The organism is Klebsiella sp. 2-CIP_Kleb. (assembly GCF_050378715.1).
Taxonomy (GTDB): domain Bacteria; phylum Pseudomonadota; class Gammaproteobacteria; order Enterobacterales; family Enterobacteriaceae; genus Klebsiella; species Klebsiella quasipneumoniae.
The window spans coordinates 25,458-50,477 of sequence record NZ_JBNRLG010000013.1 but is presented as its reverse complement, the minus strand read 5'-3'; the positions used below and the strand labels follow the sequence as shown (position 1 = coordinate 50,477).

29 protein-coding genes and 1 pseudogene are annotated in these 25,020 nt (G+C 51.3%); 12 read left to right on the top strand and 18 right to left on the bottom strand.

Features of this window, described 5'->3' with window-relative positions:
- Window positions 1-137: 137 nt before the first annotated feature.
- The 8 genes from ACQUTP_RS24795 to ACQUTP_RS24760 all read right to left on the bottom strand — a co-directional run bounded on the left by ACQUTP_RS24795 (window position 138) and on the right by ACQUTP_RS24760 (window position 5,511).
- Window positions 138-701: a methyltransferase gene (locus ACQUTP_RS24795; RefSeq protein WP_047062065.1), complete on the bottom strand. Its 564-nt coding sequence runs from the start codon at window positions 699-701 to the stop codon at window positions 138-140.
- 47 nt (window positions 702-748) lie between these two features.
- Complete coding sequence (locus ACQUTP_RS24790) at window positions 749-2,104, bottom strand: DUF3560 domain-containing protein (RefSeq protein ID WP_023320091.1); 1,356 nt, start codon at window positions 2,102-2,104, stop codon at window positions 749-751.
- A gap of 51 nt (window positions 2,105-2,155) precedes the next feature.
- Window positions 2,156-2,386, bottom strand: a complete 231-nt coding sequence (locus tag ACQUTP_RS24785) for a hypothetical protein (protein ID WP_001568051.1) — start codon at window positions 2,384-2,386, stop codon at window positions 2,156-2,158.
- Between the two features lie 91 nt (window positions 2,387-2,477).
- Complete coding sequence (locus ACQUTP_RS24780; RefSeq protein WP_047062066.1) at window positions 2,478-2,705, bottom strand: hypothetical protein; 228 nt, start codon at window positions 2,703-2,705, stop codon at window positions 2,478-2,480.
- A gap of 784 nt (window positions 2,706-3,489) precedes the next feature.
- On the bottom strand, window positions 3,490-3,807 hold the full coding sequence (locus tag ACQUTP_RS24775) for a hypothetical protein (protein WP_004118473.1): 318 nt from the start codon (window positions 3,805-3,807) through the stop codon (window positions 3,490-3,492).
- Between the two features lie 34 nt (window positions 3,808-3,841).
- Window positions 3,842-4,096 (bottom strand): DNA polymerase III subunit theta, encoded by a 255-nt coding sequence (locus ACQUTP_RS24770; RefSeq protein ID WP_023320090.1) that lies wholly within the window; start codon window positions 4,094-4,096, stop codon window positions 3,842-3,844.
- A gap of 236 nt (window positions 4,097-4,332) precedes the next feature.
- Window positions 4,333-4,758: an antirestriction protein gene (locus ACQUTP_RS24765; RefSeq protein WP_047062067.1), complete on the bottom strand. Its 426-nt coding sequence runs from the start codon at window positions 4,756-4,758 to the stop codon at window positions 4,333-4,335.
- A 522-nt stretch (window positions 4,759-5,280) separates the two neighbouring features.
- Window positions 5,281-5,511, bottom strand: a complete 231-nt coding sequence (locus tag ACQUTP_RS24760; RefSeq protein ID WP_047062068.1) for a hypothetical protein — start codon at window positions 5,509-5,511, stop codon at window positions 5,281-5,283.
- A gap of 212 nt (window positions 5,512-5,723) precedes the next feature.
- Between ACQUTP_RS24760 and umuD the strand changes: the two genes are divergently transcribed.
- The 4 genes from umuD (at window position 5,724) to ACQUTP_RS24740 (ending at window position 8,109) form a co-directional block, all read left to right on the top strand.
- Window positions 5,724-6,149 carry a translesion error-prone DNA polymerase V autoproteolytic subunit gene (gene umuD / locus ACQUTP_RS24755; protein WP_047062069.1) on the top strand — a complete coding sequence of 142 codons (426 nt, stop codon included), beginning with the start codon at window positions 5,724-5,726 and terminating at the stop codon, window positions 6,147-6,149.
- Complete coding sequence (locus tag ACQUTP_RS24750) at window positions 6,149-7,420, top strand: Y-family DNA polymerase (RefSeq protein ID WP_004118485.1); 1,272 nt, start codon at window positions 6,149-6,151, stop codon at window positions 7,418-7,420. Before umuD ends, ACQUTP_RS24750 begins: the two co-directional genes overlap by 1 nt.
- 78 nt (window positions 7,421-7,498) lie before the next feature.
- Window positions 7,499-7,750, top strand: a complete 252-nt coding sequence (locus tag ACQUTP_RS24745) for a type II toxin-antitoxin system Phd/YefM family antitoxin (RefSeq protein WP_004118488.1) — start codon at window positions 7,499-7,501, stop codon at window positions 7,748-7,750.
- A gap of 53 nt (window positions 7,751-7,803) precedes the next feature.
- Complete coding sequence (locus ACQUTP_RS24740) at window positions 7,804-8,109, top strand: hypothetical protein (RefSeq protein WP_016156495.1); 306 nt, start codon at window positions 7,804-7,806, stop codon at window positions 8,107-8,109.
- A gap of 937 nt (window positions 8,110-9,046) precedes the next feature.
- On the opposite strand, the gene ACQUTP_RS24735 is transcribed toward ACQUTP_RS24740, so the two are convergent.
- Together ACQUTP_RS24735 and sopA are read right to left on the bottom strand one after the other, a co-directional pair.
- Window positions 9,047-10,018, bottom strand: coding sequence for a ParB/RepB/Spo0J family plasmid partition protein (locus tag ACQUTP_RS24735; protein ID WP_047062010.1), 972 nt, complete (start codon window positions 10,016-10,018; stop codon window positions 9,047-9,049).
- Window positions 10,018-11,184: a plasmid-partitioning protein SopA gene (sopA, locus tag ACQUTP_RS24730; RefSeq protein WP_000523813.1), complete on the bottom strand. Its 1,167-nt coding sequence runs from the start codon at window positions 11,182-11,184 to the stop codon at window positions 10,018-10,020. The genes ACQUTP_RS24735 and sopA overlap by 1 nt, the downstream gene beginning before the upstream one ends.
- 751 nt (window positions 11,185-11,935) lie before the next feature.
- Here sopA and ACQUTP_RS24725 point away from each other — a divergent pair.
- Entirely contained in the window at window positions 11,936-12,946 is a 1,011-nt protein-coding gene (locus tag ACQUTP_RS24725) for a RepB family plasmid replication initiator protein (RefSeq protein ID WP_000200071.1), read from the top strand.
- A gap of 716 nt (window positions 12,947-13,662) precedes the next feature.
- Here ACQUTP_RS24725 and ACQUTP_RS24720 read toward each other — a convergent pair.
- The 8 genes and pseudogenes from ACQUTP_RS24720 to ACQUTP_RS24685 all read right to left on the bottom strand — a co-directional run bounded on the left by ACQUTP_RS24720 (window position 13,663) and on the right by ACQUTP_RS24685 (window position 18,973).
- On the bottom strand, window positions 13,663-14,403 hold the full coding sequence (locus tag ACQUTP_RS24720; protein ID WP_428902479.1) for a tyrosine-type recombinase/integrase: 741 nt from the start codon (window positions 14,401-14,403) through the stop codon (window positions 13,663-13,665).
- A 331-nt stretch (window positions 14,404-14,734) separates the two neighbouring features.
- Window positions 14,735-15,065, bottom strand: a pseudogene (locus ACQUTP_RS24715) (type II toxin-antitoxin system RelE/ParE family toxin).
- Window positions 15,052-15,324 (bottom strand): type II toxin-antitoxin system ParD family antitoxin, encoded by a 273-nt coding sequence (locus tag ACQUTP_RS24710; protein ID WP_153669782.1) that lies wholly within the window; start codon window positions 15,322-15,324, stop codon window positions 15,052-15,054. The pseudogene ACQUTP_RS24715 and the gene ACQUTP_RS24710 overlap by 14 nt, the downstream one beginning before the upstream one ends.
- A gap of 224 nt (window positions 15,325-15,548) precedes the next feature.
- Window positions 15,549-15,896: a hypothetical protein gene (locus ACQUTP_RS24705; RefSeq protein WP_227542162.1), complete on the bottom strand. Its 348-nt coding sequence runs from the start codon at window positions 15,894-15,896 to the stop codon at window positions 15,549-15,551.
- Between the two features lie 253 nt (window positions 15,897-16,149).
- Window positions 16,150-16,533 (bottom strand): hypothetical protein, encoded by a 384-nt coding sequence (locus tag ACQUTP_RS24700; RefSeq protein WP_225045521.1) that lies wholly within the window; start codon window positions 16,531-16,533, stop codon window positions 16,150-16,152.
- Between the two features lie 251 nt (window positions 16,534-16,784).
- Entirely contained in the window at window positions 16,785-17,219 is a 435-nt protein-coding gene (locus tag ACQUTP_RS24695; protein WP_016236299.1) for a hypothetical protein, read from the bottom strand.
- A 564-nt stretch (window positions 17,220-17,783) separates the two neighbouring features.
- The gene (locus ACQUTP_RS24690; RefSeq protein WP_428902478.1) at window positions 17,784-18,593 is read right to left on the bottom strand and encodes a hypothetical protein; all 810 of its coding nucleotides are present in this window, start codon (window positions 18,591-18,593) and stop codon (window positions 17,784-17,786) included.
- A 17-nt stretch (window positions 18,594-18,610) separates the two neighbouring features.
- Window positions 18,611-18,973 carry a hypothetical protein gene (locus tag ACQUTP_RS24685; RefSeq protein ID WP_000533745.1) on the bottom strand — a complete coding sequence of 121 codons (363 nt, stop codon included), beginning with the start codon at window positions 18,971-18,973 and terminating at the stop codon, window positions 18,611-18,613.
- A 568-nt stretch (window positions 18,974-19,541) separates the two neighbouring features.
- On the opposite strand from ACQUTP_RS24685, the gene ACQUTP_RS24680 reads away from it, so the two are divergent.
- The 7 genes from ACQUTP_RS24680 (at window position 19,542) to ACQUTP_RS24650 (ending at window position 25,017) form a co-directional block, all read left to right on the top strand.
- Window positions 19,542-20,636, top strand: a complete 1,095-nt coding sequence (locus ACQUTP_RS24680; protein WP_110222068.1) for a transcriptional regulator — start codon at window positions 19,542-19,544, stop codon at window positions 20,634-20,636.
- A 1-nt stretch (window position 20,637) separates the two neighbouring features.
- Entirely contained in the window at window positions 20,638-22,866 is a 2,229-nt protein-coding gene (locus ACQUTP_RS24675; RefSeq protein ID WP_181466055.1) for a KAP family P-loop NTPase fold protein, read from the top strand.
- Window positions 22,867-23,166: 300 nt separating this feature from the next.
- Complete coding sequence (locus tag ACQUTP_RS24670) at window positions 23,167-23,415, top strand: hypothetical protein (RefSeq protein ID WP_032415726.1); 249 nt, start codon at window positions 23,167-23,169, stop codon at window positions 23,413-23,415.
- On the top strand, window positions 23,412-23,984 hold the full coding sequence (locus ACQUTP_RS24665; RefSeq protein ID WP_181466054.1) for a hypothetical protein: 573 nt from the start codon (window positions 23,412-23,414) through the stop codon (window positions 23,982-23,984). The genes ACQUTP_RS24670 and ACQUTP_RS24665 overlap by 4 nt, the downstream gene beginning before the upstream one ends.
- Before the next feature lie 30 nt (window positions 23,985-24,014).
- On the top strand, window positions 24,015-24,509 hold the full coding sequence (locus tag ACQUTP_RS24660; protein WP_181466053.1) for a DNA-binding protein: 495 nt from the start codon (window positions 24,015-24,017) through the stop codon (window positions 24,507-24,509).
- A 60-nt stretch (window positions 24,510-24,569) separates the two neighbouring features.
- On the top strand, window positions 24,570-24,773 hold the full coding sequence (locus tag ACQUTP_RS24655) for an HHA domain-containing protein (protein ID WP_004213596.1): 204 nt from the start codon (window positions 24,570-24,572) through the stop codon (window positions 24,771-24,773).
- Between the two features lie 13 nt (window positions 24,774-24,786).
- Window positions 24,787-25,017 (top strand): hypothetical protein, encoded by a 231-nt coding sequence (locus tag ACQUTP_RS24650; protein ID WP_181466052.1) that lies wholly within the window; start codon window positions 24,787-24,789, stop codon window positions 25,015-25,017.
- Window positions 25,018-25,020: the final 3 nt, after the last annotated feature.

The following is a 25,020-nucleotide window of genomic DNA, read 5'->3' as shown; positions in this document are numbered from 1 at the left end:
AGGCAGCAAACAGGGAAGACGCGGAAAGGAAATGCGGGCGGCGCGTCAGCGCGGCCCGGTTTTCCCGGCGCCGCAGGCGCGCGGTCTTTCGAGGCGCGGCCAGACGGGGACAGGTGCCCCGCCGGCTTAACGTGTCATCAGACGGTAATTCTGAGAATGGCGGTCGCTACCTGGGTATACGTGAATGTTCCCCGTGGCAACGGCTCCCAGACGTCCGCCAGGGACTCCAGCGCCTTTTGCTGACGCGGCCCGTCCAGACATATGCCCGTCAGAATCCCGCCAGGATCAAGCAGAGTTAATGCCCGCCGGATATGCCGGATATCATCACCGCGATGAAACGGCGGATTCATGATAATTCGGGTATACCGGCGCTCCGGATGATATTCGAGAAAATCTCCGCACCAGATCCGGACCTCCGGGAAATGCGCCTGCAGGTGACGGGCTAACCCGGCGTGCAGCTCCACGGCGTCACACTTCGCCCGGGGGACTGCATCCCTGATCGCCTGCAGTATGGCGCCCGTTCCGGCACTGGGTTCCAGTATGCGATCGGTTTCCCGGACATCAGCCAGCTCAACCAGCCGGCGACATTCCGGGGAGGGGGTAACAAAAAGCTGCGAGCTACCCTGAATTTCAGCGACAGGGGCGCGCCCTTCCAGTTTGTCCCGCATCGCCTGAATACGGTGTTTAAGGTCATGATGCATGAATGTACTCCCTGACCTCCCCGGCAAGATGCCGGGGAGCCTTCCTGTTATTTTTTCGGAATTTCAACGGTTTTCATGTCTGTGATATACACATTCACGAGCGTACAACCGTGCGTCATGCACCGGCGGAAGCGGTAGGCGCCGTGTGTTTCGGTTTCTGCAGCACCCCGCACGCCTTTATAATCAGCGGGTAATTTCGCCCACTCGGCTTTTGTCATTTCCCGGAACCCTTCCCCCGGATAATTGACGATCGGTGGGCGCTTCGCCGCTTTCTTCGCGTCGCTGGCTTCCTCCGCTGTCGGGGCTTTGTAGTCCGTGATACGGTCGGGCGTGAGTTTCATCGTGCCGCTGTAGCCCAGAAAGCGATAACCGGGCGTTTCGACTGAACTCACCTCCCCCTTACTCCGGTTAACCCGGAGAATGGTTAACCATTCTCCCCGGCTCAGTACCTGCCCGCCTGGTTCAAATTCCTGTGTTCGGGTGACAACTCCACCGTTTTCATTGAGCATCGCGCGTTCGTAGGCCAGGCGGTTCTGGTAATGATTAACCCAGCGCTGTTGGTGGTTAATCGTGCGCTCATGACAGCGGATCGCAATATCACGCGCCTGTTCAAAAGTAATGATCTCCTCAGACAGGGCAGAATGGAGAGACATCGAGCCCTCATACTGGCTTTTCTCTGCCGGGCGGGGGTATTTGTCGAGCGTGAAGCAGGCATGAATATGATCATAATTACTGACCAGTAACGCCATTTTCAGATCGAGCGTCTGCGCACGCCACATCGTCATATACTTTTCAGACCGGGCAATGTGCTTTTGGGACTTGCGTAATTCCGCCTCGATTTTTTTGATACGGCGGTAACGCACATCCGGACGCTCCTTGTATTTCGCGTGCCGCAGAGAGGCCTGCGCGCGCTGTTCCCAGTATTCGGCGCGCTCGAACAGCATCACCGCACGTTTCATGCCGTTCTCAATTTTCTGCGCATGCCGGCGCGCGCGGCGCTCGCTGTGGTGGCCTACCAGGATCGGCTGTCCCAGCGGGACAGCCGATGCCAGCGAATCAACATGCGCAAGCGCCTGCTCCGATTCAACCGCCCGCCGGTCACTGTAGTCACTGAACCGCCCGGCGCGCTGCTCCTGGCGATCAAACAGGGTGCTGTCCTCGTCCTCGATATCACCGGCGAGGGAAAGCAGGACATCCTCCCGCCCCGGCGTCCAGGCTGGCGCCACAAAGAGTTCCTGTTTGGGCGCCCAGCGAAAGCCTGCTTTGTTGATCAGGGAATACGTTTCTTCATCGAGCCGTAATGATGCGTAAAGTCGCAATTTATTATCATCGGGTGAATAGGTTGCCCGGTAAGTCTGGCTGACGGTATTTTCCGTCATGATCTGTGCGGTAGTCGGTGCCATTGTGTTTTCTCCTTCCTGCAGTTGCCGCCCCTCGCGGGGCGGCTCACCTCATCAGTTAAATGCGCGTTTCAGTTCCAGCGTGCGGAGTACCTGCCCGAGGGCGGTATTTTTCATCGCGGGGATGTGGACACCGCGCCCTTTGCGGTGACTTCTGGCGATATGACGCCCGAAAGCTCTGAGAGCGGGATCAATCTCAGGTGCGGTGATATCTGCACGCAGAATGCGCGAATGACGACGGGGCTTTACAGCGCCTGCGGAAGGTGAAAAAATAGAAACGATCATAAAGTTGACTCCTTATGGTAGTTAACTAAGCCGGAAAAACCGTTCGTGCGATTTTTACGGCGTGGGAGAAGCAGGGTTTACCCTGCTTTTTTCATACCTGCGGTTTGCTTCCCGCCTCTTCTTCCTCCTTCTTAACTTGATCGGTAATGTCTTCAGGTGCGCCCAGAAACCAGCCTTTGACGGGTTTACAGCGTTCAATAAACGCTTTTATCGCCCGTTTTCCGGTCGTGGCCTGCACCCGGGTAAACATCGGCAGATTGCCGCTGGCATTGCTTCCCAGAAATGCGATCCGATACGTTCGCAATGAAGGATCCTGCATTTTTCTTTTTCCTGATTTTTAAAGAACATCACCCGTTGAGTTGCCGGGGCCGCGGTTTTGACTTTGTGCGGGGACCTGCTGAACCTGCCCCCTGGATATAACCTTCACCCGTTTGAGAGCCGTTCGCCGCGAGGGCGTAAACGAGCACGGCCCGGTGCAGATGTCCGGGGGTGAGCGGGAAATTTTTTTCGGTCTAATGAAGCGCAGCGGAATGGCCGGGAAAAATTTATTGCGAAAGGCTCTGCCATCCCCTGGACAGCAAGACGGGTTGTGCTTGTCTCAGCCCCGGCGAATGGACTCAAACGGGTGATACGGCGCCAGGGGGAAGGAGCAGGCACCCGCCGCAACGACGAAGAGCGCGGGCGCGAAACGGCGTTGCCCTGCAGAGTGCCGGCAGCCCTTCGCCGGCACGGTGAAAGCGGCGCGGCCGGAACGGTCGCAGCAAGCGCTGCCGTTGACCTTGACCTCAGACATCAGACACTAGCCGTCAGGCCCGAAACCGCTTGCGGGTTCGGCGGAGCCCGGCGGGTGCGAAGCAGCTGCCCTGGCGGAGTGTGGCTCGACGACCGGACAGCGCAGCTGGCCGGGAGCCGAAGGTGTCCAGTGCGGATGTGCTTTTAAAGCCTTTAAGGGTTAAAAAGAGACATCACAGCAGGAAGAAGAAGAGAAAGCAGACAGACAGCAGGGATCAAACCGGAAACGTAAGGATGCAGGCTGGAGAGAATATGTTTTTCATGCCGCCGGAAAGTAGCCATGATAAACCGGCGGCATACCAGACGGGGCGTCAGGAACGGAGCTTATTTTCCTTCCTGAACTGCGCAACGCTATACCAGATTGAAGCCAGGAAAGCGAAAACGGTGATCAGAACACGAAATTCGTCACCCGGCTCTTTCCCCTTCAGCATCAGCGTTATGATGATGCCGGCAACGATAATCCACGCAATACCACTCCAGAGGCGCAGCTTATCCGCCACGACATTAATCAGAACAAAAGCAACGGCCAGGATAGCCCCCCACAGAGCCGGAACAGGCTGAAACGGAATAAAAAACAGGTTAATACCGGTTAAAAGCGTCACGGCAGCAAACATCAGAGACATACGCACAGATTACCCTCCCTGGACACACTGAGTAAGAAAATCAATTCTGCTGATCCTCGCCCGGTTTATTATATTCAGGCGCATTTGCGCGCGGCAACTGCTGACTGTTCAGCCGATGTACGCGGAGCCGTTCACGGAAATACTCGCGCAGGTGCTCAGGCTGTTCCCGTTCAACAAGTTCCGGCACGACGGGCTTGCTCATCCTTTCCTGCCAGGCGACAGCAGCGGCCACCTTATCGACGGCAACTTTGTCCTGCTCCTCTTTTGAAAAAGAGGCAATATTCCACTGCGACATACGCAAATTCCGCAAAAGGAGAAAAGGTACGCAGATATTACGCTCTTAATCCTTAACTGGCGACCTGTTGAGGTGAGGCCAGTACGCAGCGCCGCAGGCGTGGCGAACCGCCTCACCGGCAGGCGAAGCCTGCCAGGATTTTCGCGCGGCCGCACCGATCTGCGAAGCCGGGTAAGCTCCCCACAGATCGTGCCGTCTCAGACCTTAAACGGGGCGTCGGGCGCCCCGATGTAGTATCAGTCCAGAGCCGCATAAATAGCAGCGCATTCGTCATGAGAGTCAATGAAATTCCACAGCTGCGATTCCCGCAGCATCAGGTGGCGTGTCAGGGCTGCATCACCGCGTTCATGGTGCAGCCAGATACGGCGGTTGATCGCCAGCGCCGTAATGATAACTCCGGCCGCATCCGCGCTGACGGACCGATCAAACCAGTTATCCGGGTTAGTCAGATGGAAACGGTCACCGTCAGGCATCATGTAGCCGCCGCCCTCCGGAATACGGATGAAATGCCAGAAACCTCCGCAGTAATCGGTGATGTGTTTCTCAGCGAGCGCATAGACCTGCATCTCTCCGGCAAGAAAATCGTTACCAAACAGATCCGGCAGGAACGAGAGACGGTCGGTCTCCTCTACATTCAGCATGGTTTGACGGGCATGATACATAGCAACCTCCACAGGTTCATAAGATTGCGGCACCGGGTTGTGCCGTGCCGACACGACAGCCCGGCGGAAAGCGGAAGATGCAGGGGCGACACCGGAGGCCGCAGCGCAGATAAAGCACGAAGCTGGTCTGGACGGTTTTCGAGCGAAACCTGAGCGAGAAAACGACGGGAAGAACGGCGAGCATCATAAAAAAACTGCGACCGGGCGAGGATGGCGGCGTCAGCGAACCCTTGCATCTGCAGCAGCCGGGCTAAAGTGAAGGCACGGCACTACCCGTCGCGATGAAGGAGGTTGAATAAAAGGTTTCTCTAACCCGTATTTCGACCGCAGGGAGAAAAGCGGAAGCAAATGTCGCAACGCGACAGACGCAGGAATCAGGCCGCAGACCGGAGGGAGGGGGCCGGACAAAGCGGAGCCGGCGGCAACGACAAGCCGGCGACGTCCTTATCCGGTGTTGATGGCATGGCGCCAGTTTATCAGTTGCCTGTCACCAGGCGGCCCGGGAGACCTCTCGTTCTGAGCTTACCGGCGATCTGGTTGATCACTGGCCACGGAGATACCAATGTACATACCGCTTCCCCAGATAATCTGAGAGAGCACAAATAGCCACTGAGGGACGTCAACAATCAACAGCGGAAGAAGAGCAACCGTCACGATTAAAATCAGGCGGCTACCGAATTGCCGGCGCACCGGTTCAGCGGCGTCAACCGGGACGCCTGCATATCGCAGAACCTGCCTTAAACCCGTATTCATAATCACTCCACTCAGAATAAATGCACTGTACTTCAGTATATTACATTTTATTAGATAACGATTCTCCGGACTGGCAGTGATCCTTCTGAAATTTCCCTGTTTTTGCAGGAACAGCAAATGGTTACAGACAACGGCAACAAGATGACTTGAAAAAAAACGGCCTTCGCAAAATAATACTGTATATATATACAGTTTCAAGCGAGGGAAAAACGATGAAGTTCATTCCTGCAGTATCAGAAGCCAGCATAGTAAAAATTCCTTTGTTCACAGAGCGATGCCCTGCGGGTTTTCCGTCACCGGCTGCGGACTACACGGAGTCTGAACTGGATCTGAATGAGTACTGCATTCACCGGCGCCACTCCACCTATTTTGTCAGGGCGATTGGCAACTCAATGACTGATATTGGCCTCTATTCCGGCGATCTGATGGTCGTGGATAAAGCAGAACAGCCGCGGCACGGGGATATTGTTATCGCGGAAATTGAGGGTGAATTCACCGTAAAACGCCTGCTTCTGACGCCGCGGCCAGCCCTGCAGGCGATGAACCCGGACTTCCCTTCCCTGTACCCGGATCCGGAAACGCTGCAAATTTTCGGCGTGGTGACGGCCTTCATTCATAAAACCCGGAAGGCAGACTGATGTTCGCCCTGGCAGACGTCAACTCCTTCTACGCCAGTTGCGAGAAGGTTTTCAGGCCGGATTTGCGCGGCAAACCTGTCGTCGTTCTCAGTAACAACGATGGCTGCGTTATTGCCCGGAGTGCTGAAGCCAAACGGCTGGGTATAAAGATGGGAACCCCCTGGTTCCAGCTCAAAGAGGCGCAGTTTCCTGAAAAATTGTACGTTTTTTCCAGCAACTACGAGCTCTACGCGAGCCTGAGTAACCGTGTGGTCGCCCTGCTGGAAGAGCTGTCGCCCCGCGTCGAACAATACTCAATTGACGAATGTTTCCTGGATGCCCGGGGAATTGGCCACTGTATGGATCTGGAGGATTTTGGCAGGCAGCTGCGTGGGCATGTTCTCAGTGGAACCGGACTGACGATCGGTGTCGGCTTCGGCGCCACAAAAACACTGGCCAAATCGGCGCAGTGGGCGTCAAAGGAATGGCCACAATTCAGTGGGGTGCTGGCGCTGTCGCCCGAAAATCCACGCAGAACGGCAAAATTACTCAGCCTGCAGCCGGTGGAAGAAATCTGGGGCGTAGGGAACCGGATAGCGAAAAAGCTGCACGTTATGGGGATCACCACTGCCCTGCAGCTGTCGCTGACGAACCCTACATTTATCCGGAAAAACTTCAACGTAGTGCTGGAGCGCACGGTACGTGAGCTGAACGGCGAGAGCTGCATTTCGCTGGAGGAAGCGCCGCCGCCGAAACAGCAGATTGTCTGCAGTCGCAGCTTCGGGCAGCGGATCACCACCTACGAAGAAATGCGCCAGGCCGTCTGCCAGTATGCCGAGCGCGCGGCGGAAAAGTTGCGCGGTGAGCGACAGTACTGCCGGCATATCAGCACCTTCATCAAGACATCCCCTTTTGCGGTTAATGAGCCGTATTACGGTAACGTGGCCACGGAAAAACTGAACACCCCTACCCGTGACACCCGGGACATTATCGCGGCAGCGGTCAGGTCTCTGGACAGGATCTGGCTCGATGGCCACCGCTACGCAAAAGCGGGGATAATGCTCAATGATTTCAGTCCGAACGGCGTCGCGCAGCTGAATCTGTTCGATGACGTGCAGCCACGGCCGCACAGCGATGCGCTGATGAAGGTACTCGACGGCATTAATCATTCCGGACTCGGGAAAGTCTGGTTTGCCGGACGGGGTATTGCGCCGGACTGGCAGATGAAACGGGAGATGCTGTCACCGGCATATACCACCCGCTGGAAGGAGCTGCCGGTTGCCCGTTTCTGACCGTCGAAATGACAGACGGGACTTGCCGCAAGAGCTTACTTTACCGATCATACAGATGACTTGTCTCAGGGGGGAACCATGACAAATATCATTCTGTGTGATGTGACTGCCAGCATCAGCGAACTTAAAAACGATCCGGTGGCCACCGCCAGTGCCGGCGGCGGCTACCCGGTCGCGATTATTGACCGCAACCGCCCTGTTTTTTATTGTGTGCCCGCGGCTCTGTATGAACAAATGCTCGATGCGCTGGACGAAAAAGACCTGGTGCAATTGATAACAGAACGTCAAAACCAGCCGCTGCGTGAAGTGGATCTCAATCAGTATCTGTGATGTGCTCCGGTGCGAGGAGCAAGGAATGTATTAAATCAATGTTAAGGAACAATATGGGTAGCAAAATCGCAGGTGTGGTTTTCTTATTCTTCACTGTCTGGGGAATGGCTTCAGTGATTGAATTGCAGTACTGGCGTAACGCTGATACCTATCCTGTCTGGCTGACAAAACATCTCCGGATCTCTCCCGAAAATAACGAAAAGAGCCTGATAAGGATAGGAATGGAAACCTTTGACAAGGTATGTGGTGATAACAGGGGCCTCCTTGCCGTCACCCAAAAACAAAACGGTATGTTTATGCGCTGTGATGATTCCCCCGGATTTTTTTCATGGTTCAGCGGCGTTTACAAAGTCAGTTAATCAGATAACGTGTTGGACTTTCAATATGTTACCCACACGGTTATCCCCCGTTACTGTGAATAATCAATATATTGTGTCTCAGACAGCTGCTTTTTCTACCATATGTTGTGTCCCTGATATCCCCTCGGACGGCGTGACAAACGACATCACACTGGAGACGCTGATGACGGGACCATGTTCATCCAGGGTCGTAAGAACGGCCGGGACTGGTTACCGGCCGGACGAAGGACCGGCCAACGCGCAGCGGCGGCAGCTGGTTTTAAAAATGCTGGCGAAATTTAAAATTAAGCCGCACACCCCGCGAAATTTTGCAAATTTCACTCAACATGCTTCGTTCAGATCCCAACAGAGCTTTCACCATCACCTGTAATAGCCGCCCTGCTGCGTGATTACTCCGCTCAACAGGTTGCTGGCGACAAGCCAATACCTGTTCGTGACAGGCATTGCTTAACCGTTGTCCCAAACTAATAATGTGCCGACGATGCAGGTGGGACCGTGGTCCCAGGCAGATTACCTGACCGACGATGCAGGTGGGACCGTGGTCCCAGGCAGATTACCTGACCGATGACGCAGGTGGGACCGTGGTCCCAGACAGATAACCTAACCGACGACGCAGGTGGGACCGTGGTCCCAGACAGATTACCTGACCGATGACGCAGGTGGGACCGTGGTCCCAGACAGATTACCTGACAGATGACGCAGGTGGGACCGTGGTCCCAGACAGATAACCTGACCGACGACGCAGGTGGGACCGTGGTCCCAGGCAGATAACCTGACCGATGACGCAGGTGAGACCGTGGTCCCATGCAGATAACCTGACAGACGATGCAGGTGGGACCGTGGTCCCAGAGAGAATATTCAGGCCAGTTATGTTTTCTGGCCTGTGAGAAAGGAAATGAAGTAAAGGGAGATAACCGTAGACTAAAGCGTGTCCGTATTAGACTCTTGGTTTCTCAAGCTCCTTAAGAATGGCTTCTATTTTCTCTATACACTCCGCAGGAATGCGGGACCGATCTAGGTTAAGCACCATTTTATCGCCCTTATACAATGCTGTTGCCCCTGGAGCAAACTGATGACGTGAGCTCAGATTAACTCTTGATGCGCGAGATTGTTTCAGTACGGATGTTAAAAGACTAATGACCTCTTCAGCTTCAAAGATTAGTCCCGCTTTCTTCTGATCGTGGAGAGTCTCAGCCTGCTGCTTCAGTAATTCTTCTTTATCTGCAAAAGCCTTCTGAAGGGCTTCACCTGACCGGGCAGACAGTTCTCCAGGATGTGCAAACAGGGCAACAACTGATTTAGGCAGTTTGGCCGTATTGATACAGCGGGTAATGATCTTACGAGAGATGTTTTCCGCATCGGCAAGCGCAGAAATATTTCCGGCAAACTCATTCTGCAGCCGGCTTGTATAACGCAGGCCACGTTCATAAGCACTCGTCGGCCGATAATCGTTACCCAGCCGGGACAATGCAGCCATCTGCTCGTCGTCCAGTTCACCAACCAGAATGCGATAATCACTTTCCGTCAGGATTGCGGCTTTACGGCGACGGCTGCCGTCTGCAATTTCTATGACATCAGAAACCCGGCGGCCGAAAGCTGGAGTCTGCTGACCGGTCAGTAAAAATGAAGGTATGAGATCATCCAGAGCATCTTCGGTAAGTAGTTCCTGATCACGCTCATTTCCTGACCATACGCGTGAGGCGCTCTCAACAGAGTCTCCCCGGAGCACCTCAAGGGTAAATTTTACTTCCCGTCCACATACCGGAAGAGAGATAGCATTACCGCGGGCCATAGCACCCACGCGCGCAATTAATGAATCCACCATCGGCGCGGCCGGCGCCGGTGATGAAGTATCTTCAGTCGATTGAGTATGTGTGGTATGCCTTGGAATGACAGGGGCACGCTTCATTATCTAATCTCCCAGCGTGGTTTAATCAGACGATCAAAAATCTCATTACAAACAGGTTCCCAGATTGAAAGTGCGTTTCGCCATGCGCCGGTCGAAGAACGTTGATCAATCGCCTGTTCGAAAACGGTTCTCATGCGGATCTGGCCTTTACCAACTTCATCGGTTTCACGTACCACATTTTTAAGAACCATGCTTCCCCATGCATCGCGAATTTGTTCTTCCATCCACGGTGACTGCGAACCATTGTTATTACTGTATTTGGTAAGCAGAATACGGACATCCGGCTCAAAGCCTTTAAGATCCACATTCCTGAGCAGATCACGAAGCATATCGAAAAACTGCAGTGCAGAAGTGTAATCGAACAGCTCTGCCGGGGTGGGAACAATCAGCACATCAGCAGCGCATACGACATTGATCGTGCCAATACCGAGGTTCGGTGCGCTGTCGATAACAATCACATCATAGTCATGAGCGACCGTTTCAATAGCAAGGCGGAGCATCAGATGCGGGTCGGTGGGCAGTTTTCCTTCATCAAATTTGCCCATCAGTTCAGTTTCAATGCGATGCAGTGCCAGGCAGGACGGAATGATATCAAGGCCAGGCCAGCAGGTTGGTTTTATCGCATAACTGGCATCATCCTTTTCACCAAGATAAAAGGGCAGGAGAGTATCTTCCGCGTGTATATGAAGATCGGGCACCCATCCGTGATACATCGAGGCTGTGCCCTGAGGATCATTACCCTCGACAAGCAGAACGCGTAATCCTTTCAGGGCCAGGTCCTGAGCCAGGTGAACAGAAACGGAGGTTTTGTAAACACCACCTTTGTGAGCAGCAACACCAATCACCGGCGGAAACGCATCTTCAGCACGGCGCAGTCGTGTACCAAATACATCCCGCATGTGATTGATTTGCTCGATGGTATAACCAACGCGTTGCTCAACTCTTCCACGGGTTTCCATATCAGGGTGAGGCAGCCGGCCAGCTTTCTCGGCATCCCTGATAGCCTGAGATGACACGCCAACTAAATCAGCTGCTTCACCAATCCTCCAGCGCCGGGTTATTTTCCGGGCTTCCGGACTGTCATCATTAAACTGCGCAATGGCGATTGCTTTCGTCATTTCATGACCAGCACTTATGCACTGGTTGAGTGTATCCATGAGTCCCATACTGAACATCCTTTAATCATCACTTTGCATTATTTTATTAAATCTTGGAATTTATTGCAAAGCAACAATAAAAACGCAAAGTGCACGAAAAAGTGCAAAGTGAACCGCATTGGGTGATGCAAAGACCGCAGGGGAGTACAAAAGAGTACATACCGCAGCCAATATTAATCACTGCCGCTCGCCGCAGTAAGCGATCTCACGGAGTGAGAAAGCGGCGAGGAAGCGGAAAATCACAGAATTCACAGATTGCACGTACGTCGGGTTGCTTAAGATGGCTCGGGATCAGCCAGTTATAATGAAATTGACTGCGATATGTAATATATTGACTGTGGCATGATACTTACTGTATCTGTGTCGAGAAAGAGGAAAGACGACTCAGCATACCGCAGTCAATGTTTCATTGTTGTACCTGTAGATCTCAATCTTCCAGAGCGTATTCAGGAAAATCAGGCCAGGGTTCTGGATACCTGGTGTGGCGCTTCCGGCCTTGTATCTGAGTTATTCAAGGTCTCGATCCAATAATTGATCCCAAGGAGATCATAGTGAGATCCAAAAGAGATCCCCGGATCGCTCCAGCATGCGCTGTAACTGGCTTTAACGTCTGTCTGGATCGACTGCGGAATGTAAAATGTTGACTGTTATATGCATAATCTAATACTGTGATATGCAACGGTATTTACTGAGGTATGTATATCCGTTGACTGCGATACGTATTACTACATCCTTTTGTGGATAACCGTTGAGGATCAAGATGACGAGCGAAAATAACAGCTTACTTCTGAACCTTCAGGAAGTTGATAAGACAACCGGCGAAGTTGTTAAGCTGGATGTCAACAGCACCAGTACCGTGCAGCCAGTAGCGCTCATGAGACTCGGTCTCTTCGTCCCAACTCTGAAATCAACAGGGAAGAGCAAGGCGAACCGGAAAAACGTTACAGACGCGACTGAGGAGCTTGTACAGCTGTCTATTGCCAAAAGCGAAGGGTACACTGACGTTAAGATCACCGGTTCGCGTCTTGATATGGACACGGATTTTAAAGTCTGGCTGGGGATAATTCGTTCCATGTCGGAGTATGGGGTAAAAAGTGACACCCTGGAACTGTCGTTCGTCGAATTCGTTAAGATGTGCGGATTTAACTCCCGTCGTTCAAACAAAAAAATGCGCGATCGCATCAGTAATTCCCTGTTTAAACTTGCCTCGGTTACGCTGAAGTTCCAGAGCGAGACCAAAGGATGGACCACCCATCTGGTGCAGTCAGCCTATTATGACATCACCGAGGATATCGTTGAGATAAAGGCTGAACCTAAGCTGTTTGAGCTTTACCACATGGACAGAAGGGTACTGCTGCGGCTGAAAGCCATTGACGCCCTGCAGCGCAAGGAATCAGCCCAGGCGCTTTATACCTACATCGAAAGTCTTCCCCAGAATCCCGCACCTATTTCCATGAAACGGATGCGTGACCGGCTAAATCTCACCTCAAATGTCTATACGCAGAACCACACGGTGCGTAAGGCGATGGAGCAGCTGCGGGATATTGGTTATCTGGATTACACCGAGTTTAAACGTGGCCGAGCCACCTATTTCAGCGTGCATTATCGCAACCCCAAACTCATCAGTGGTCCTGTGAAGGTTCCGCGCAAAGAGGAAGAAGAGAAGGCGCCAGAGCAAAATTATGACGAAGTCATTAAGGCGCTGAAGGCTGCTGGCATCGATCCTCTTAAACTGGCTGAAGCCCTCTCAGCGATGAAGCCAGAAAATTGACTGCGATATGCATATCATGACTGCCGTATGCCGCTAAGGACATTCCATTGACTGTGATATGCATCACGCATACCGCAGTCAATATTTATTCTCTATCATCTCTGCCCGGATCGAACAATATTGACTGTAATATGTGATTTGGGGTCGTGATACGCAGATATTGACTACGGCATGCGGGTTAAATGGGGGTAATCCCTGGTCTGTTAACCATTCCATGGGTGATAACATGCCACAGTCAATTTTTCAGTAAAGCTCTATACCCCTTATGAAAATCTCAATCGGGTGCTGAGACGGTCATGTTACCTGACGGTATCCGTTCCCCTGTGTACTGCAGGTTTAGCCCGGCAGGATGAGACTGCAGCTGTCTGTATAACCCGGCGCCAGCTTCACACTGCTAAATGCGATTAGGAAACGGGAGCCGGATGGCAGAAAGGTGTTGGCCACAGATGGTGAATGACTTTCGCGGTTAACGGGATGATTTGCTGAGCTTCCAGGAAAAACGCACAGTGGGATGCACGGCCAGTATGCCTGCATTGTGCCCTGTCTTGACTGCGGTATGTTGATGCCTGCAGGATTGCAGGTCACCGGGTAAGACCATGGCGGTTCAGTCATCAGCATGATGGCCTGGTGTGCTAGAGCAGGGAGGGGGCTGAATGCTCTCTGCTCCTGTATTCCGTATTAGCGGAATACAGGACGTCATGCAAGGGCCGTCAATCTCAGCCGGCCGGGGGCAGGGAGCGAAGGATCTCCGCGGCATCTCGCCCATCACCGGTAAAGGGAACGGCCAGGGTGGCAGCCATGTCCAGCGCAAATACCCGGGTATAGACTTCCATCGAGCGCGGATCCTTATGCCCGGCCAGTGCCTGGATGACCTTCCTGGGCTGCCGGTGATAAAGCATGTGCATAATATAGCTGTGACGGAAAGTATGCGGCGTCACGGGGATCGAAAAATGCACGCCGTCAGCTTCAGCCCGCTTCACCGCCTGTTTCAGCCAGTTGCGCATTGTCTCATCCGTGACCGGCCATAACGGCTCACGCCGGCGGGGGCGGGTGGTGACCATCCAGCTTTCCATCTGACGCACAAAACTGGCATCCGTCAGCGGTACCAGACGCACTTCATCTCTTGGCGGCCGGCCACGACGTGCCCGCACTTTTTCCGACAGCACCCGAACAAAAGGGCGCAGACCATCCAGGTCGAACGATTCCGGGGTGAGCGTCCGGGCTTCACCGATACGGATCCCGGTATTCCACATGGTGGCGAACAACATGTGGTGACGCTGGTCAGGCATATACCAGAGGAGGGCGCTCACTTCCGGCGCCAGGAGGTAAGCCGGCGTGGCACCTGTTGAGGTGGCCATCCGCCGGAGTGCCACCGCGGTCGCAAAATCAACGCCCGGGGCGATCGGCAGCAGAGAGACGCGTTCTGGTGAATTCTGCAAGGGAATGATGCTGTTCATGAGTTATTTTTCACGTAGCGCACGCACTGTTTATGGATACAGGTATTTTGCACCTGACGGGCCGATCCTGCCATGACAATAAATCGCAGCGCGCGGATCCTTTTATTGTCTTATCCCGCATTATTGCGGGTAAAACCAAATGCGTAAAGGATCGTTTTTCTGCTCAGATCCTCCATGAAGCCAGTAATGACGCGGGTTGATGGCTGTTTTACGGTTTTTGGGAGAATTGGGGTAATGCCAGGACAAACAGGATCGAACAAAAAAAGGAAGGGAGCAGGGAAGGGGAGGATGCGCTACGTGAATTCTGACCTGGTACACCCCTGTAACCCTGTCAGTTTTCACGCAGCGCAATGTGGTTGCCGACTACTGCCCAGTTGAGATGACGGCCGGCATCCTGATGCTGACTTAATATACGGATAATAATAATTTCAGTATCAGTCTGCAGAAAATAAAGCATATGTCATTCAACGGGTAGTGCCAATATGTATTCCCCCAGTTCAGGACGGGGAGTACCGATATTATGAGCACTCCAAAACAAAAAAAAAGCGGAGAGCTGATTAATATATCTGTCGGCCCTCTCCTCACCGAAAATGGTGGTAGCCGTAATACCAGATATCCTCAAGATCCTGACTGGCTTTAGGTGTGAGTTTAACGTTTTTCACCGGCAGGCTTTGTGCCTGCTTTAACTTTTTTCAGGAACGCGTCCTTTTCCCACACCACAGGCTCGCCGCTGCTCAGGCCTTCTGCCAGTAAATTCCGCAGGGTCTGGAGACGTGATTCTGCCTGTTTCTCGCGAAGGAGACGAAGTGACTCGCGGATCACCTCACTCTGCGTACGATAATCACCTGATTCAATGAGAGATTCTATGAAGTCACGGAGTTCGTGTCCGAGATCCACTGTTATTGTTCTGGCGATATACAAGCCTCACGATTGTAAGTTTAAATCTTACAATCAGTTTGAATGATACTCAAAGGTGCGTCCAGTACTGAATATTTGGGATAAATGGAGGAATGTCAGGATGTAAGTAACAGAAAAGAGGACGGCTCCTGCTGTCATCCGTCCATCTTCAAAGTAAAGTTTCTTAGTGTGTGTGGGAATAATCCTTGTTTCTGGCAAAAAATGTTATAAACCAAAAGATAATATAATTAAGAACACTCAATATCTTCCTCATCATCGCGTTCATAGCGATTTCCAGTAATTATTCTTATATCTAGAGCTGAATGGAGCATCTTATGAATTTTCATCAGACTGGCACGTTTGATTTCATTTTTTGTTGTTGGTGTACTGTCTCTGAATGCCCATTTGTAAGGTGTCAGGCTACTAATCTTGAAACCTACAATTCCAACTGTATAAAGACAAAGCATTATTTCATTAATGACATCCTGTTCTCTTGATTCTCCTTCTAAAAATTTGTTTGCTGTAATAGCACATGGATCAGTAGTATTTTGAATGGATAATTCACGTAATACCGCGTCTATAGTGTTTTTTGACATAGATGTTCCACTAAATTTATCAGGAAGATTTCTCAGTATTTCAATTGTTTCCTCAAAGGAAGGGTATATCCCCCCCATTCTTCTTTTAGAGATCTCAGGCGCTTTAAGGAATAGACTGCCTCCGCTTTATGAATTGAATCCCATGATATTCTTTCTCTGTTAAGTGCCACATTAAAACACTCATTCACGTATTGTAAAACGTCTCTTGGTCGAAATAATGTTCTTTCAATTATATATTCAATAGGGGTGATGCCTAAATGCCCCCCTTTGCTTTTGGAAATATATCTTTAATAGTAACATCTTCTCGAGTATATTGTCTTTTGTATACCTCTCGCACTCGTTTTTGGACTAATTCGGTTAGTTGTTGAGAGGTCCATTTTATATCAAGTATATATGACTCATATTTTTCCTCCTGAAAACCAGAGCCTCTTGTAATATTAAATACTGATCGTAAAAGGTCCAGGCGTAAAGCAGCTATTATTTTGATATTTTTAATTTTACGAAACACCTTAATCTCTTCAATTAGCGCTCTTATAAATTTATATCTTGTATCATTTTCCGCCCAGTTATCATACAGTTGATCAATAATGATGTAATAGTTTTTTTGTGGGTCATCAAAAGAATATTCAGCAAGCAATGAAAGTATTTCATTAAGTTTTTGAATCTGTAACCTACTGACAACCTCATTTGCTCGTTTCTTAACATCATGTATTTGTTCTTCGGTTAGTTTTTTTGCATATTCAGCACTAAGATTTACAGCACTGTATTCTGTGCCAATCGAAGCCTTAGTATCACGTTCCAGTTTGTATGTTATTTCCCTAAGATGGGTGTCAGTATCTATCCAAAATTTATCTCCCCACTCCCTAAAATACTCAAGGGCTTTTCGTTTTATCTCATCTTTTTTAGCCTGCTAAGCAAGTTTGAGAAAAAGCTATTCGTATCAGATTCACTCTTAATGTCATGGCGTATTTTTAATAATTCCATAATTAAAATATGTCGCCATAATACTTTATAAAACATATCAAGATTAACATTTAACTCTTCAAAAAATGAAATTATATCTGAATGCTCTAGAAAACCTATTGAAATATCATTAGGGTCAAGTTTTTTATATTTATGTGCTTTGTTTGCCACCATGTGCAACAAAGCACTTTTTCCTGCGCCTGTTCTTCCTATAACTATAGATGATGTATCAGATGGGTTTAATAGTTTAGAAAGATAACCACTATCAATAAAACAGTTTTCCAAGAGAAGTGTGTCTGATTCAGCGTCCAATTCGCCGATTTTAAAATTTTGCCTTATTATTATAGGGTTTATGCTCATAATTTCCTCAACGCTATTAATTGGTTTTATTATTACATTATAATTGATTTTTGATAATTGTATTTAAATTGATAGAAATTGCGATGGAGATCATAGAATAAAAGTATTGAGTGTTTCAATTTTTATTAATAGTTGCAACTATTAGGATAACTGCTTCTCGCTTGTTCTTTGTCGTCAATATTTTCAGCTCAATATCATCTCGAACGTTCATGCTTCAGTATGGCTTCTGCTATTCGTATTCAGAAACGTGCGTCTCTTCTTCAAGCGGCTCAAACCATTTTTCTTTAGCGACTTCATTGAACTTCTTACAAATGGTGTAAAGAGTTACGTTAGAAAGAGCATAGTTACGGGAAAACTGACGGGCAAAATTGGCACTCTTGGCCTATCGCTCAGCGCCTGGTTAATGCGCGCACCAGTGTTCCAGAGCTTCGACAGCAGCATTTTGTGCTAAAGATCCGGGCCGTAGTAAGCTCACTTCCACCGCCAGCACGGCAGGGTAATCGATGACCACAGGCTACTGAGCAACCGAGACTGTCTGCAGTACGAGTATAATGATTCCAGTTATCAGGATACATCTCTGTCTGTTGATATGTTCAGCGCTGAAGCAATGATTTCCCGGTTTTCCTCACTACGCCAGTTTCCGAAATAGTCCACCTCCTGGCACAGGGAACGGTGTGCTGCCTCTATAAGGTCAGACACTCTCTGAAGAGCATTCTGTAGCTGCTGCGCTGATATACCTCTTGGCACATCATGCTCATCCACCCCGTTACGGTGCACAAGGTCGTTTCGCCAGTCTGCAATAATGTCCAGCGGCTTAACCGGCCAGACGGGCGGAGTATGCAGCACGGCGCTGAAATAGCGCTCAATGGTTTTAACGTTATGAAACGTCATTCGGGAAACATAATTGCGTGCGGCGGGCCTGAACATATCAAGTTCCATCTCACGCACAGACTGCTTTTTGTTTTTTTTGACGCGTTCTGAATTCAGGTAATATTCATCCCTGAAGCGTTTAAGAGGCCAGTCATGTTCCAGCAGAGCCCTGGCGCAGTACATCAGGTATGCTTCCATGACAGTCACTGCATGGACGAAAGACATCCTGTACACCAGTTCTGGCTGCTCTCTGTCGAGCAGGGCATGTAGCTTCTGCAGCTCCTGTCTTGCGTGCCGGTGACGCTGATGAACATCGTTCAGGGAAACCACGAACAGTCCATGTTCATGATCCCACTGAGCCTGATCAGCAAGCGCCTCCTGCTCCCAGTAATACAGGTTCGCGGCCTCCTCCCATGCTTCAGACTCAGAGACAATATCCGGGTAATTTTCCTCAAGCCATTCATTAAATCGTTCCGCTTCAATATCAATCATCATGTCTTTCATATGAGAAATCTCGCCTTCTATTTCTGTTGATCAGCTGCAGCTGCTTTTACGATGGCGTCTATTGCCTTTTCAACCGAAAACGGTCTCAGCTCACCGTTGCTCAGTTGGACCTTATAGCAGGGATGTGACACCCAGCGGCCATTCGTAAAACGAGGTTCATTCTGAACCGTAAAATGTTTAATCAGACGACCGTTCAGTTCCCAGCCCGGACAACTGTCACAATAGAGGGTGAACAGTTCCTTCAGCTCTTCAAAATAGTCACCTTCTGAAATGATCCCGACAGCTTTCACGTCAGGTCGTTGATCCATGTAATAGCCGCGGGCTTTCTGTTTTGATGCAAATTCCTTCTGACCAATCTTCACCGGTATTGAACGTCCCATTCTGAACTCCTTTGTGTTTAGCTGACAAATAGTCACTCGCCACAACCAGTTTCACGACATTAACTCTTCTCATCATCATGAAGGATTATTTTCCAAGCCGTGATTATTTTTCACCTGATAACAAGCAGCCATATAACCACGTAGTTAAATTACCGGGTCCCCGTTTTCACCTGATCCGACTTTCTATAATTTAACGGATTTCCGGAAGTGTACCACGCACACGAAATAACCATATCGCCCTTTTATGGTGGTGAGCGGCCGGTCACGGGGCAGGGGAAGGACACAACATATAGCGTCACAGCCAGCTGAGAACACCGCTACATCTTGTGTTGCCGGGCCGCAGCGTGCCGGAGGCCGGAAAGCAGATCCGGGACCACCAGAAATCGGATCTGACCGGGAAAAGAAAGCACAAAGATGAATACAACCGGAAAAGTGACATCATGTCATAAAATTGACTGATCTCAATTCATATGATTCACTCTTAAAAACATCAATTCATGCTAGTTTAATGGCATGACGTAAATTTTTGACTCTTACAGAAGTCATACACCTTGACAGGAGCTCCACTATGCTGAGCCAGCTGACCCTGCGTTTTCCCAAAAAATTGATCGAAAGCCTGAAAAATCGCGCCGCAACCGAAAATACCTCAGTCAATGCGCTGGCCGAGCGTCTGGTGGAAACCAGCCTCAAGGGCAGCAGTGTCACCGACGATTATCTGCGCCTGGCCACCGACCCGGATGCCGCCGTGCGCCAGTTGTACCGACAGGTCGTGCTCGGTGAAAACTTCGGCCGTCAGGGACTGACCCGGGCCGAACTGAAATTCATCATTGAGCTGGCACATCAGGCCTATAACCGGGGTCCGGGGCTGAGTCAGCTGGTTCGCCTGCCGGTGCTGCGGGACCTGCTGGGGATCACCTTTGAGCTGCTGAGCTGGCAGGCCGCAAACGGGGTGGCTGTCGACAGCCATTACCTGAAAAGTACCTTCGGCCTGGCGGGGGAAGACTGGGATACCGAAACCGCCCGCTTTATGGACAGCCTGCCTGCGGCAGTGACCTGCACACGCGCGGAGATGTGGCTGCGGCCGCTCGCCGGCTACTGTTTTGACCTGGCGACTTTCCCGGATGAGACACTGGCCGGGATCTTCACTGTTGCCCGTCTGAAAGCGATTTTTCCGTTACTGATCCATGCCCGCAACTGGGATATGTTCGTGCAGGAGAAATTTATAGAAGAGCTGAAGCCGCAGGTGAGCGCCACCACGGTCGCCCTGCAGGCAGGACCGGTGCAGCTGGAGATCCGGGTGGAAGGGCAGGCAGACGATCTGCGTTCTGCGGCCTGGTATGAAACTCCCCGGTTGTATCTGATGCTCAGCGGACCAAACTTCATCGTGCCGTTTAACTGGGCACACTTCAGTGAGCTGCTGCGGGCATTGCAGGTCTGGCATGCCGGGCCGGAGCAGATGCCGCGCGGATACCATGGCCATGCCGTGATGTTCTCGCCTCCTGGCAGTGCTGCCGATAACGGTTTTTTGGGCTTTGATGCGCTGCGGGTGTTCCTGACAGCCGGAGAATTTGAAAGCCTGGTCAGCCAGCTGGTGAACTGTGCGGCGCAGGCCCCGTTCGCCGATGTACTGAACGGCCTGCGCGCCATTTACGGGGATTTATAATATGAGTCACTCAGCGGACAGCAGTGCTGCGGGGAACGACAAACCGGTGATCTGCGCGGAAGAAGACCGTTACGGGTTTAATGAAATGGCGGTCAAACTCGCCGGAAGCATCATTCAGCTGGATCGCAGGATCAGCACTGTCATCGGTATCGAAGGCCGATGGGGGTCGGGCAAAACCAGCCTCCTGAATCTGCTGCTTAAGCAGATGAAGAATGACGTACCTGATGGCACACACGTCCTGCAGATAGCCCCCTGGCTTTCCCCCTCAGGCGACAGTGCCGTTGAAGCCCTGTTACTCCCGGTAGCCGCGATCCTTGATGACGAAGCGGCAAAAAGCTACCCCTGGTGGCGCAGGTGCTGGCACAAATGGCGAAAAGGGAAGGCGTCGTCGCTGGCGGGGAAGGTAGTCAGTTACGCACAACAGGCTTCAGGTCGCCTGGCTCCTCTGGCAGAACTTGCCGGTAATGTCATGCCCGGGGGAGGGATCGCGGCCAGCGTTCTGAAAACCGTCTCCACGGCAGATCTGTCTGCCCGACGACAGACCACTGCCGAACTGCGGAATGAAATTGAGAAAAAGATGGCCAGTCTCAATCTCAGCTTTATTGTCGTACTCGATGATCTCGATCGTCTTGAACCCACCCAGGCCATAGAGGTGCTTCGCCTCATACGTTCTGTCGCCGATTTTTCCGGTTTTCACTACGTGCTCTGCTATGACCCCGACGTTCTGGGTCATGCGGTAGAGCAGGGTCTCCATGTGGCAGACGGCCGACACTATCTGCAGAAAATTATTCCGTTGTCGTTTAATTTGCCCCGCCCGGAGGCGTTCGATTTAAGGCAGGAATTTCTGAGGGGAGCGCTGGAGCTTTACGTGAAAGTGCACAATGCGAAACCGGACCAGACCCTGTACTACGATCTTAAGGAAGTGGCGGTTACCTTTGGCGCCACCCTCCGAATGCCACGCGATGTCAGTCATGTACTGGGCAGCCTGGCCTTCCGGTATGCCAGGCTAAAGGAATATGTCTGGTTCCCTGATCTCTGTCTTTTGCAGCTGCTGCGCGTCACACTTCCTGACTGGTATGACTGGACAGAGCATTATCTGACTGAGTATGCCGTTGTCGCGTCAGGGGATGGCACTGTGTCCGACAAAGAGGAAAAGCGGATGGAGGACACTCTCCGGACGTTGCTGGAGGAGTTGCCTGTCGTATCGCCTTTGTCAGTGATGAAATTACGGCGCTGGCTACCCGGGATTAGCGGCGTGAATGCAGCCTCTCCACGCCTGTTCAGCCCGGTCAGTGAGTCCGACGAACAGACGCATAACCAGGACAGGCGACTCAGCAGTAGCTTCTACTGGCGCTGCTATTTTGCCTTCACGCCCTCCAGAAATATCATTCAGCCTGCCTTTTTTGAAAACATATTTCAGCTTGCCGGAAACCCGGCAGATGCGTCGGCACTGGCCGCTCATTTGCTGGCGCTGATAGCCGATAACGGATTCGCCTCACGCACCCGCTTTGAGTACTTCCTTGAGCGTCTGACACCACTCATGGTGTCCCGGCTGACACAGGAGCAGTGCCGCGGGTTGCTCGGTTTTATCCTTGAAAATGGTGATGAAATCATTAAGCGCTTTAAGACGCGAGGAGCATGGCTATCGATAGGCGACATGGGGCTTAATGAGGTCACAGACAGACTATTTCGTCATCTGAACAGTCTTAATGCCGGGGAGATGCTGAGTTATATGCGCGAGTCTTTGACGGATGAAAAGCGCTTTCACTGGTCACTTACTTACCTGCGCCATCTCCTCTGGCAGAATGGTCTGGCGGGCAACCGGCCTGCCGCTGTTGAAGACAGGGTTATTGATGATGCCAGCCTGAAAGAACTTAATCAGGCGGCGTCAGCATGGCTGGAACGCCAGGAAAGCACACCTGTGCTTCTCAAACTCAACGACCTGTCGGATCTAGTTTTTGCCTGGCACGATATTTCAGGGCCGGAGGCAGTCAGTACGTGGCTGCAATCGGTTACCCGTAGTGATGAAGACTTTTTACGGGTCATGTTACAACTCAGATATGAAGGTGTCAGCACAGCGAAGGGTTTTTACAAGGCACTTCGACTGGGGGACATTGCTGCATTTTTTGGCAATGAACAGGCCATTACACAACGGCTGAATCGCATTGAGGCATCAGGACTTTATCCGGAACAGGTAGATGAAGTAAGGACTGCTATTGGTTTGAGCTAGCCCTGGGGCCCAGCCGATTAGCCCCGCGTTGCAGTATGTCAGTTAAGAAGGCTGATCCGTCTGGAAAAGTGGCTCCGTAACCGGAGCCATTTTTTTTCCGTGAAAGCATCTTTTCGGATCTGCGCGGAGGGAAACGCGCAAAGGATATGATAATAAAACCACACACATAAAATCATACTGAATGTGATATTTAGCATTAAACACATAATAATATCTGATATGATATTTGAATTATGAGTAAGAAATCATACATGATATGATTTTCTACTTAACCGGACATTATCAGACGGAGCGGGCAGGATGGATGACGAAATGATGTTTTCGCTCAGCTATGAGCAGATGACGCAGATGGCAGAGGAGGAAATAAAGCAATGCGATTTTCGCAGGGATGGCACCCATTATGTCTGGGAAGTGAACAAGGCTCATGACATCCTCCGCTTCTGGTATCTCCTGGCGCTGCGCGGACACACGGGCCTGGCCACCACTCGGGTCGAAGCAGACTATAAACGGTTAAAAACGCTCATTTCTCAGAGGAACGAGGGACAATGACGCGGGAAAAATCCCGACGTCCGTCGCCGCTGCAGCGGCGGGTGCTGATTGTGCTGGCCGCCCTCGGTGCGAAACGTCCGGGGCCGGTGGCGACGCGGGATATTGAGCGGGTGCTGGAGCAGGGTGGGGACGCCCCGGTGTACGGGCCGAATCTCCGCGCCTCCTGCCGGCGCATGGAAGCCGCGGGCTGGCTGCGCACCCTGCGCGCCCCGAATTTGCAGCTGGCCGTCGAGCTGACGGAGGCCGGTCGCGCCATTGCAGAACCGCTCTTCCAGGCAGAACGCGAGGCTGAAACGGCACGACAACGGCTGACAGACGTCCGGCGTCTGCCGTTACGCCAGACGTCTGCCGGTGATGCGGTGGAGCTGCAGCTGGATGAAGGCTATTACACCATCAGGGAAGCGGCCTACGTGATCCGTCTGGACGGTACCACCTGCCTGCAACTGACGGATGCCGGCGGCATACGCCGGATAAAAGAGGGCGATCCCCTGCAGGTGGCCAGCTGGTATCAGACCTGTTTTGATGCAGGCCTGCCGGTCACCGTCCAGGTGAATGAGAGCCGGGACTGATCGCCACCACACAAGGAATATGAGCATAAAATGAAAGTCACTGAACCCGGGCTGAATAAGCTGATCGATAACCTGAACACCCTGATTTGCGAGGACAGCCTGCTCACGCCCCAGGAGCGTGAAACGCTGGTACTGGCCGTCGCCGCTATCGGCGCCATGAAAGCGCGCGTCGGCTTGAAAAAAGGCGATGCGCCGACCGTTGCCAGACGGGAAAAAAGGGAGAAAAAAGACCGCCAGCCTGATCCGCGTTTTCCGCGAGCCGGTCATCCCTGGCAGGAAGACGAAAAAACCTTACTGAGTGATGCGCTCGATTCGGTACCGGACGAAGAGATTGGCAGGCATCTGTTCTGGCTTTCCGAGAAACTGGGCAGAACGCCTTTCAGTGTTGCTTTCCAGATCGCGGCAATCAGGGAGCTGCAGGACGGCTGGGAGGAGCAGTTCAGGGAGATTTCGGATAACATTCGCTTGTCCGGTCTGAGCATCAGTGATTATCTTACACAGAACGGCACGGGCCATAACGCCTGAAAGAAATTTGCGTTATTTGTAAAATTAAATACCAGGGAAGCCTCAGGATATAAAAAACTAATGACGAAACAGGAATGGATTTTACGACTACGGCGCTGTACATCGAAGGAAACCCTGGAAAGGGTTATAGAAAAAAATAAATATTCTCTGTCAGATGATGAGCTTGAGCATTTCAATGCCGCGGTTGATCACCGGCTGGCGGAGATGACGATGGGAAAGTTGTATGATCGGGTACCGCCAGGTGTCTGGAAATTTGTGAAATAGAACAGGTGACCTTATGAGTTACGGCTGGCTCTTCGAAAGTCCGGATAATGACATTTCGGGTGATAATCATATCAATCTGGAACACCTCCCTCCTGAGCTAAAACAGGTTGCTATCCAGATAGTACAAAATCAGTTTGATCGTGATACTGCAGAGAAAAAACTTGCAGAATTAATCCAGAAACTCGAGTTTGATATAACTGCAGCAGAACTGTCAGCATATCTTTTTAAACCGGGAAATGCCTGACGG

What these genes read in the sequence shown, in the direction of transcription:
- ACQUTP_RS24795 (WP_047062065.1), bottom strand. Translation starts at nt 701, where the DNA reads ATGCATCATGACCTTAAACACCGTATTCAGGCGATGCGGGACAAACTG.
- ACQUTP_RS24790 (WP_023320091.1), bottom strand. Translation starts at nt 2,104, where the DNA reads ATGGCACCGACTACCGCACAGATCATGACGGAAAATACCGTCAGCCAG.
- ACQUTP_RS24785 (WP_001568051.1), bottom strand. Translation starts at nt 2,386, where the DNA reads ATGATCGTTTCTATTTTTTCACCTTCCGCAGGCGCTGTAAAGCCCCGT.
- ACQUTP_RS24780 (WP_047062066.1), bottom strand. Translation starts at nt 2,705, where the DNA reads ATGCAGGATCCTTCATTGCGAACGTATCGGATCGCATTTCTGGGAAGC.
- ACQUTP_RS24770 (WP_023320090.1), bottom strand. Translation starts at nt 4,096, where the DNA reads ATGTCGCAGTGGAATATTGCCTCTTTTTCAAAAGAGGAGCAGGACAAA.
- ACQUTP_RS24765 (WP_047062067.1), bottom strand. Translation starts at nt 4,758, where the DNA reads ATGTATCATGCCCGTCAAACCATGCTGAATGTAGAGGAGACCGACCGT.
- ACQUTP_RS24760 (WP_047062068.1), bottom strand. Translation starts at nt 5,511, where the DNA reads ATGAATACGGGTTTAAGGCAGGTTCTGCGATATGCAGGCGTCCCGGTT.
- umuD (WP_047062069.1), top strand. Translation starts at nt 5,724, where the DNA reads ATGAAGTTCATTCCTGCAGTATCAGAAGCCAGCATAGTAAAAATTCCT.
- ACQUTP_RS24750 (WP_004118485.1), top strand. Translation starts at nt 6,149, where the DNA reads ATGTTCGCCCTGGCAGACGTCAACTCCTTCTACGCCAGTTGCGAGAAG.
- ACQUTP_RS24745 (WP_004118488.1), top strand. Translation starts at nt 7,499, where the DNA reads ATGACAAATATCATTCTGTGTGATGTGACTGCCAGCATCAGCGAACTT.
- ACQUTP_RS24740 (WP_016156495.1), top strand. Translation starts at nt 7,804, where the DNA reads ATGGGTAGCAAAATCGCAGGTGTGGTTTTCTTATTCTTCACTGTCTGG.
- ACQUTP_RS24735 (WP_047062010.1), bottom strand. Translation starts at nt 10,018, where the DNA reads ATGAAGCGTGCCCCTGTCATTCCAAGGCATACCACACATACTCAATCG.
- sopA (WP_000523813.1), bottom strand. Translation starts at nt 11,184, where the DNA reads ATGGGACTCATGGATACACTCAACCAGTGCATAAGTGCTGGTCATGAA.
- ACQUTP_RS24725 (WP_000200071.1), top strand. Translation starts at nt 11,936, where the DNA reads ATGACGAGCGAAAATAACAGCTTACTTCTGAACCTTCAGGAAGTTGAT.
- ACQUTP_RS24720 (WP_428902479.1), bottom strand. Translation starts at nt 14,403, where the DNA reads ATGAACAGCATCATTCCCTTGCAGAATTCACCAGAACGCGTCTCTCTG.
- ACQUTP_RS24705 (WP_227542162.1), bottom strand. Translation starts at nt 15,896, where the DNA reads ATGTCAAAAAACACTATAGACGCGGTATTACGTGAATTATCCATTCAA.
- ACQUTP_RS24695 (WP_016236299.1), bottom strand. Translation starts at nt 17,219, where the DNA reads ATGAGCATAAACCCTATAATAATAAGGCAAAATTTTAAAATCGGCGAA.
- ACQUTP_RS24690 (WP_428902478.1), bottom strand. Translation starts at nt 18,593, where the DNA reads ATGAAAGACATGATGATTGATATTGAAGCGGAACGATTTAATGAATGG.
- ACQUTP_RS24685 (WP_000533745.1), bottom strand. Translation starts at nt 18,973, where the DNA reads ATGGGACGTTCAATACCGGTGAAGATTGGTCAGAAGGAATTTGCATCA.
- ACQUTP_RS24680 (WP_110222068.1), top strand. Translation starts at nt 19,542, where the DNA reads ATGCTGAGCCAGCTGACCCTGCGTTTTCCCAAAAAATTGATCGAAAGC.
- ACQUTP_RS24675 (WP_181466055.1), top strand. Translation starts at nt 20,638, where the DNA reads ATGAGTCACTCAGCGGACAGCAGTGCTGCGGGGAACGACAAACCGGTG.
- ACQUTP_RS24670 (WP_032415726.1), top strand. Translation starts at nt 23,167, where the DNA reads ATGGATGACGAAATGATGTTTTCGCTCAGCTATGAGCAGATGACGCAG.
- ACQUTP_RS24665 (WP_181466054.1), top strand. Translation starts at nt 23,412, where the DNA reads ATGACGCGGGAAAAATCCCGACGTCCGTCGCCGCTGCAGCGGCGGGTG.
- ACQUTP_RS24660 (WP_181466053.1), top strand. Translation starts at nt 24,015, where the DNA reads ATGAAAGTCACTGAACCCGGGCTGAATAAGCTGATCGATAACCTGAAC.
- ACQUTP_RS24655 (WP_004213596.1), top strand. Translation starts at nt 24,570, where the DNA reads ATGACGAAACAGGAATGGATTTTACGACTACGGCGCTGTACATCGAAG.
- ACQUTP_RS24650 (WP_181466052.1), top strand. Translation starts at nt 24,787, where the DNA reads ATGAGTTACGGCTGGCTCTTCGAAAGTCCGGATAATGACATTTCGGGT.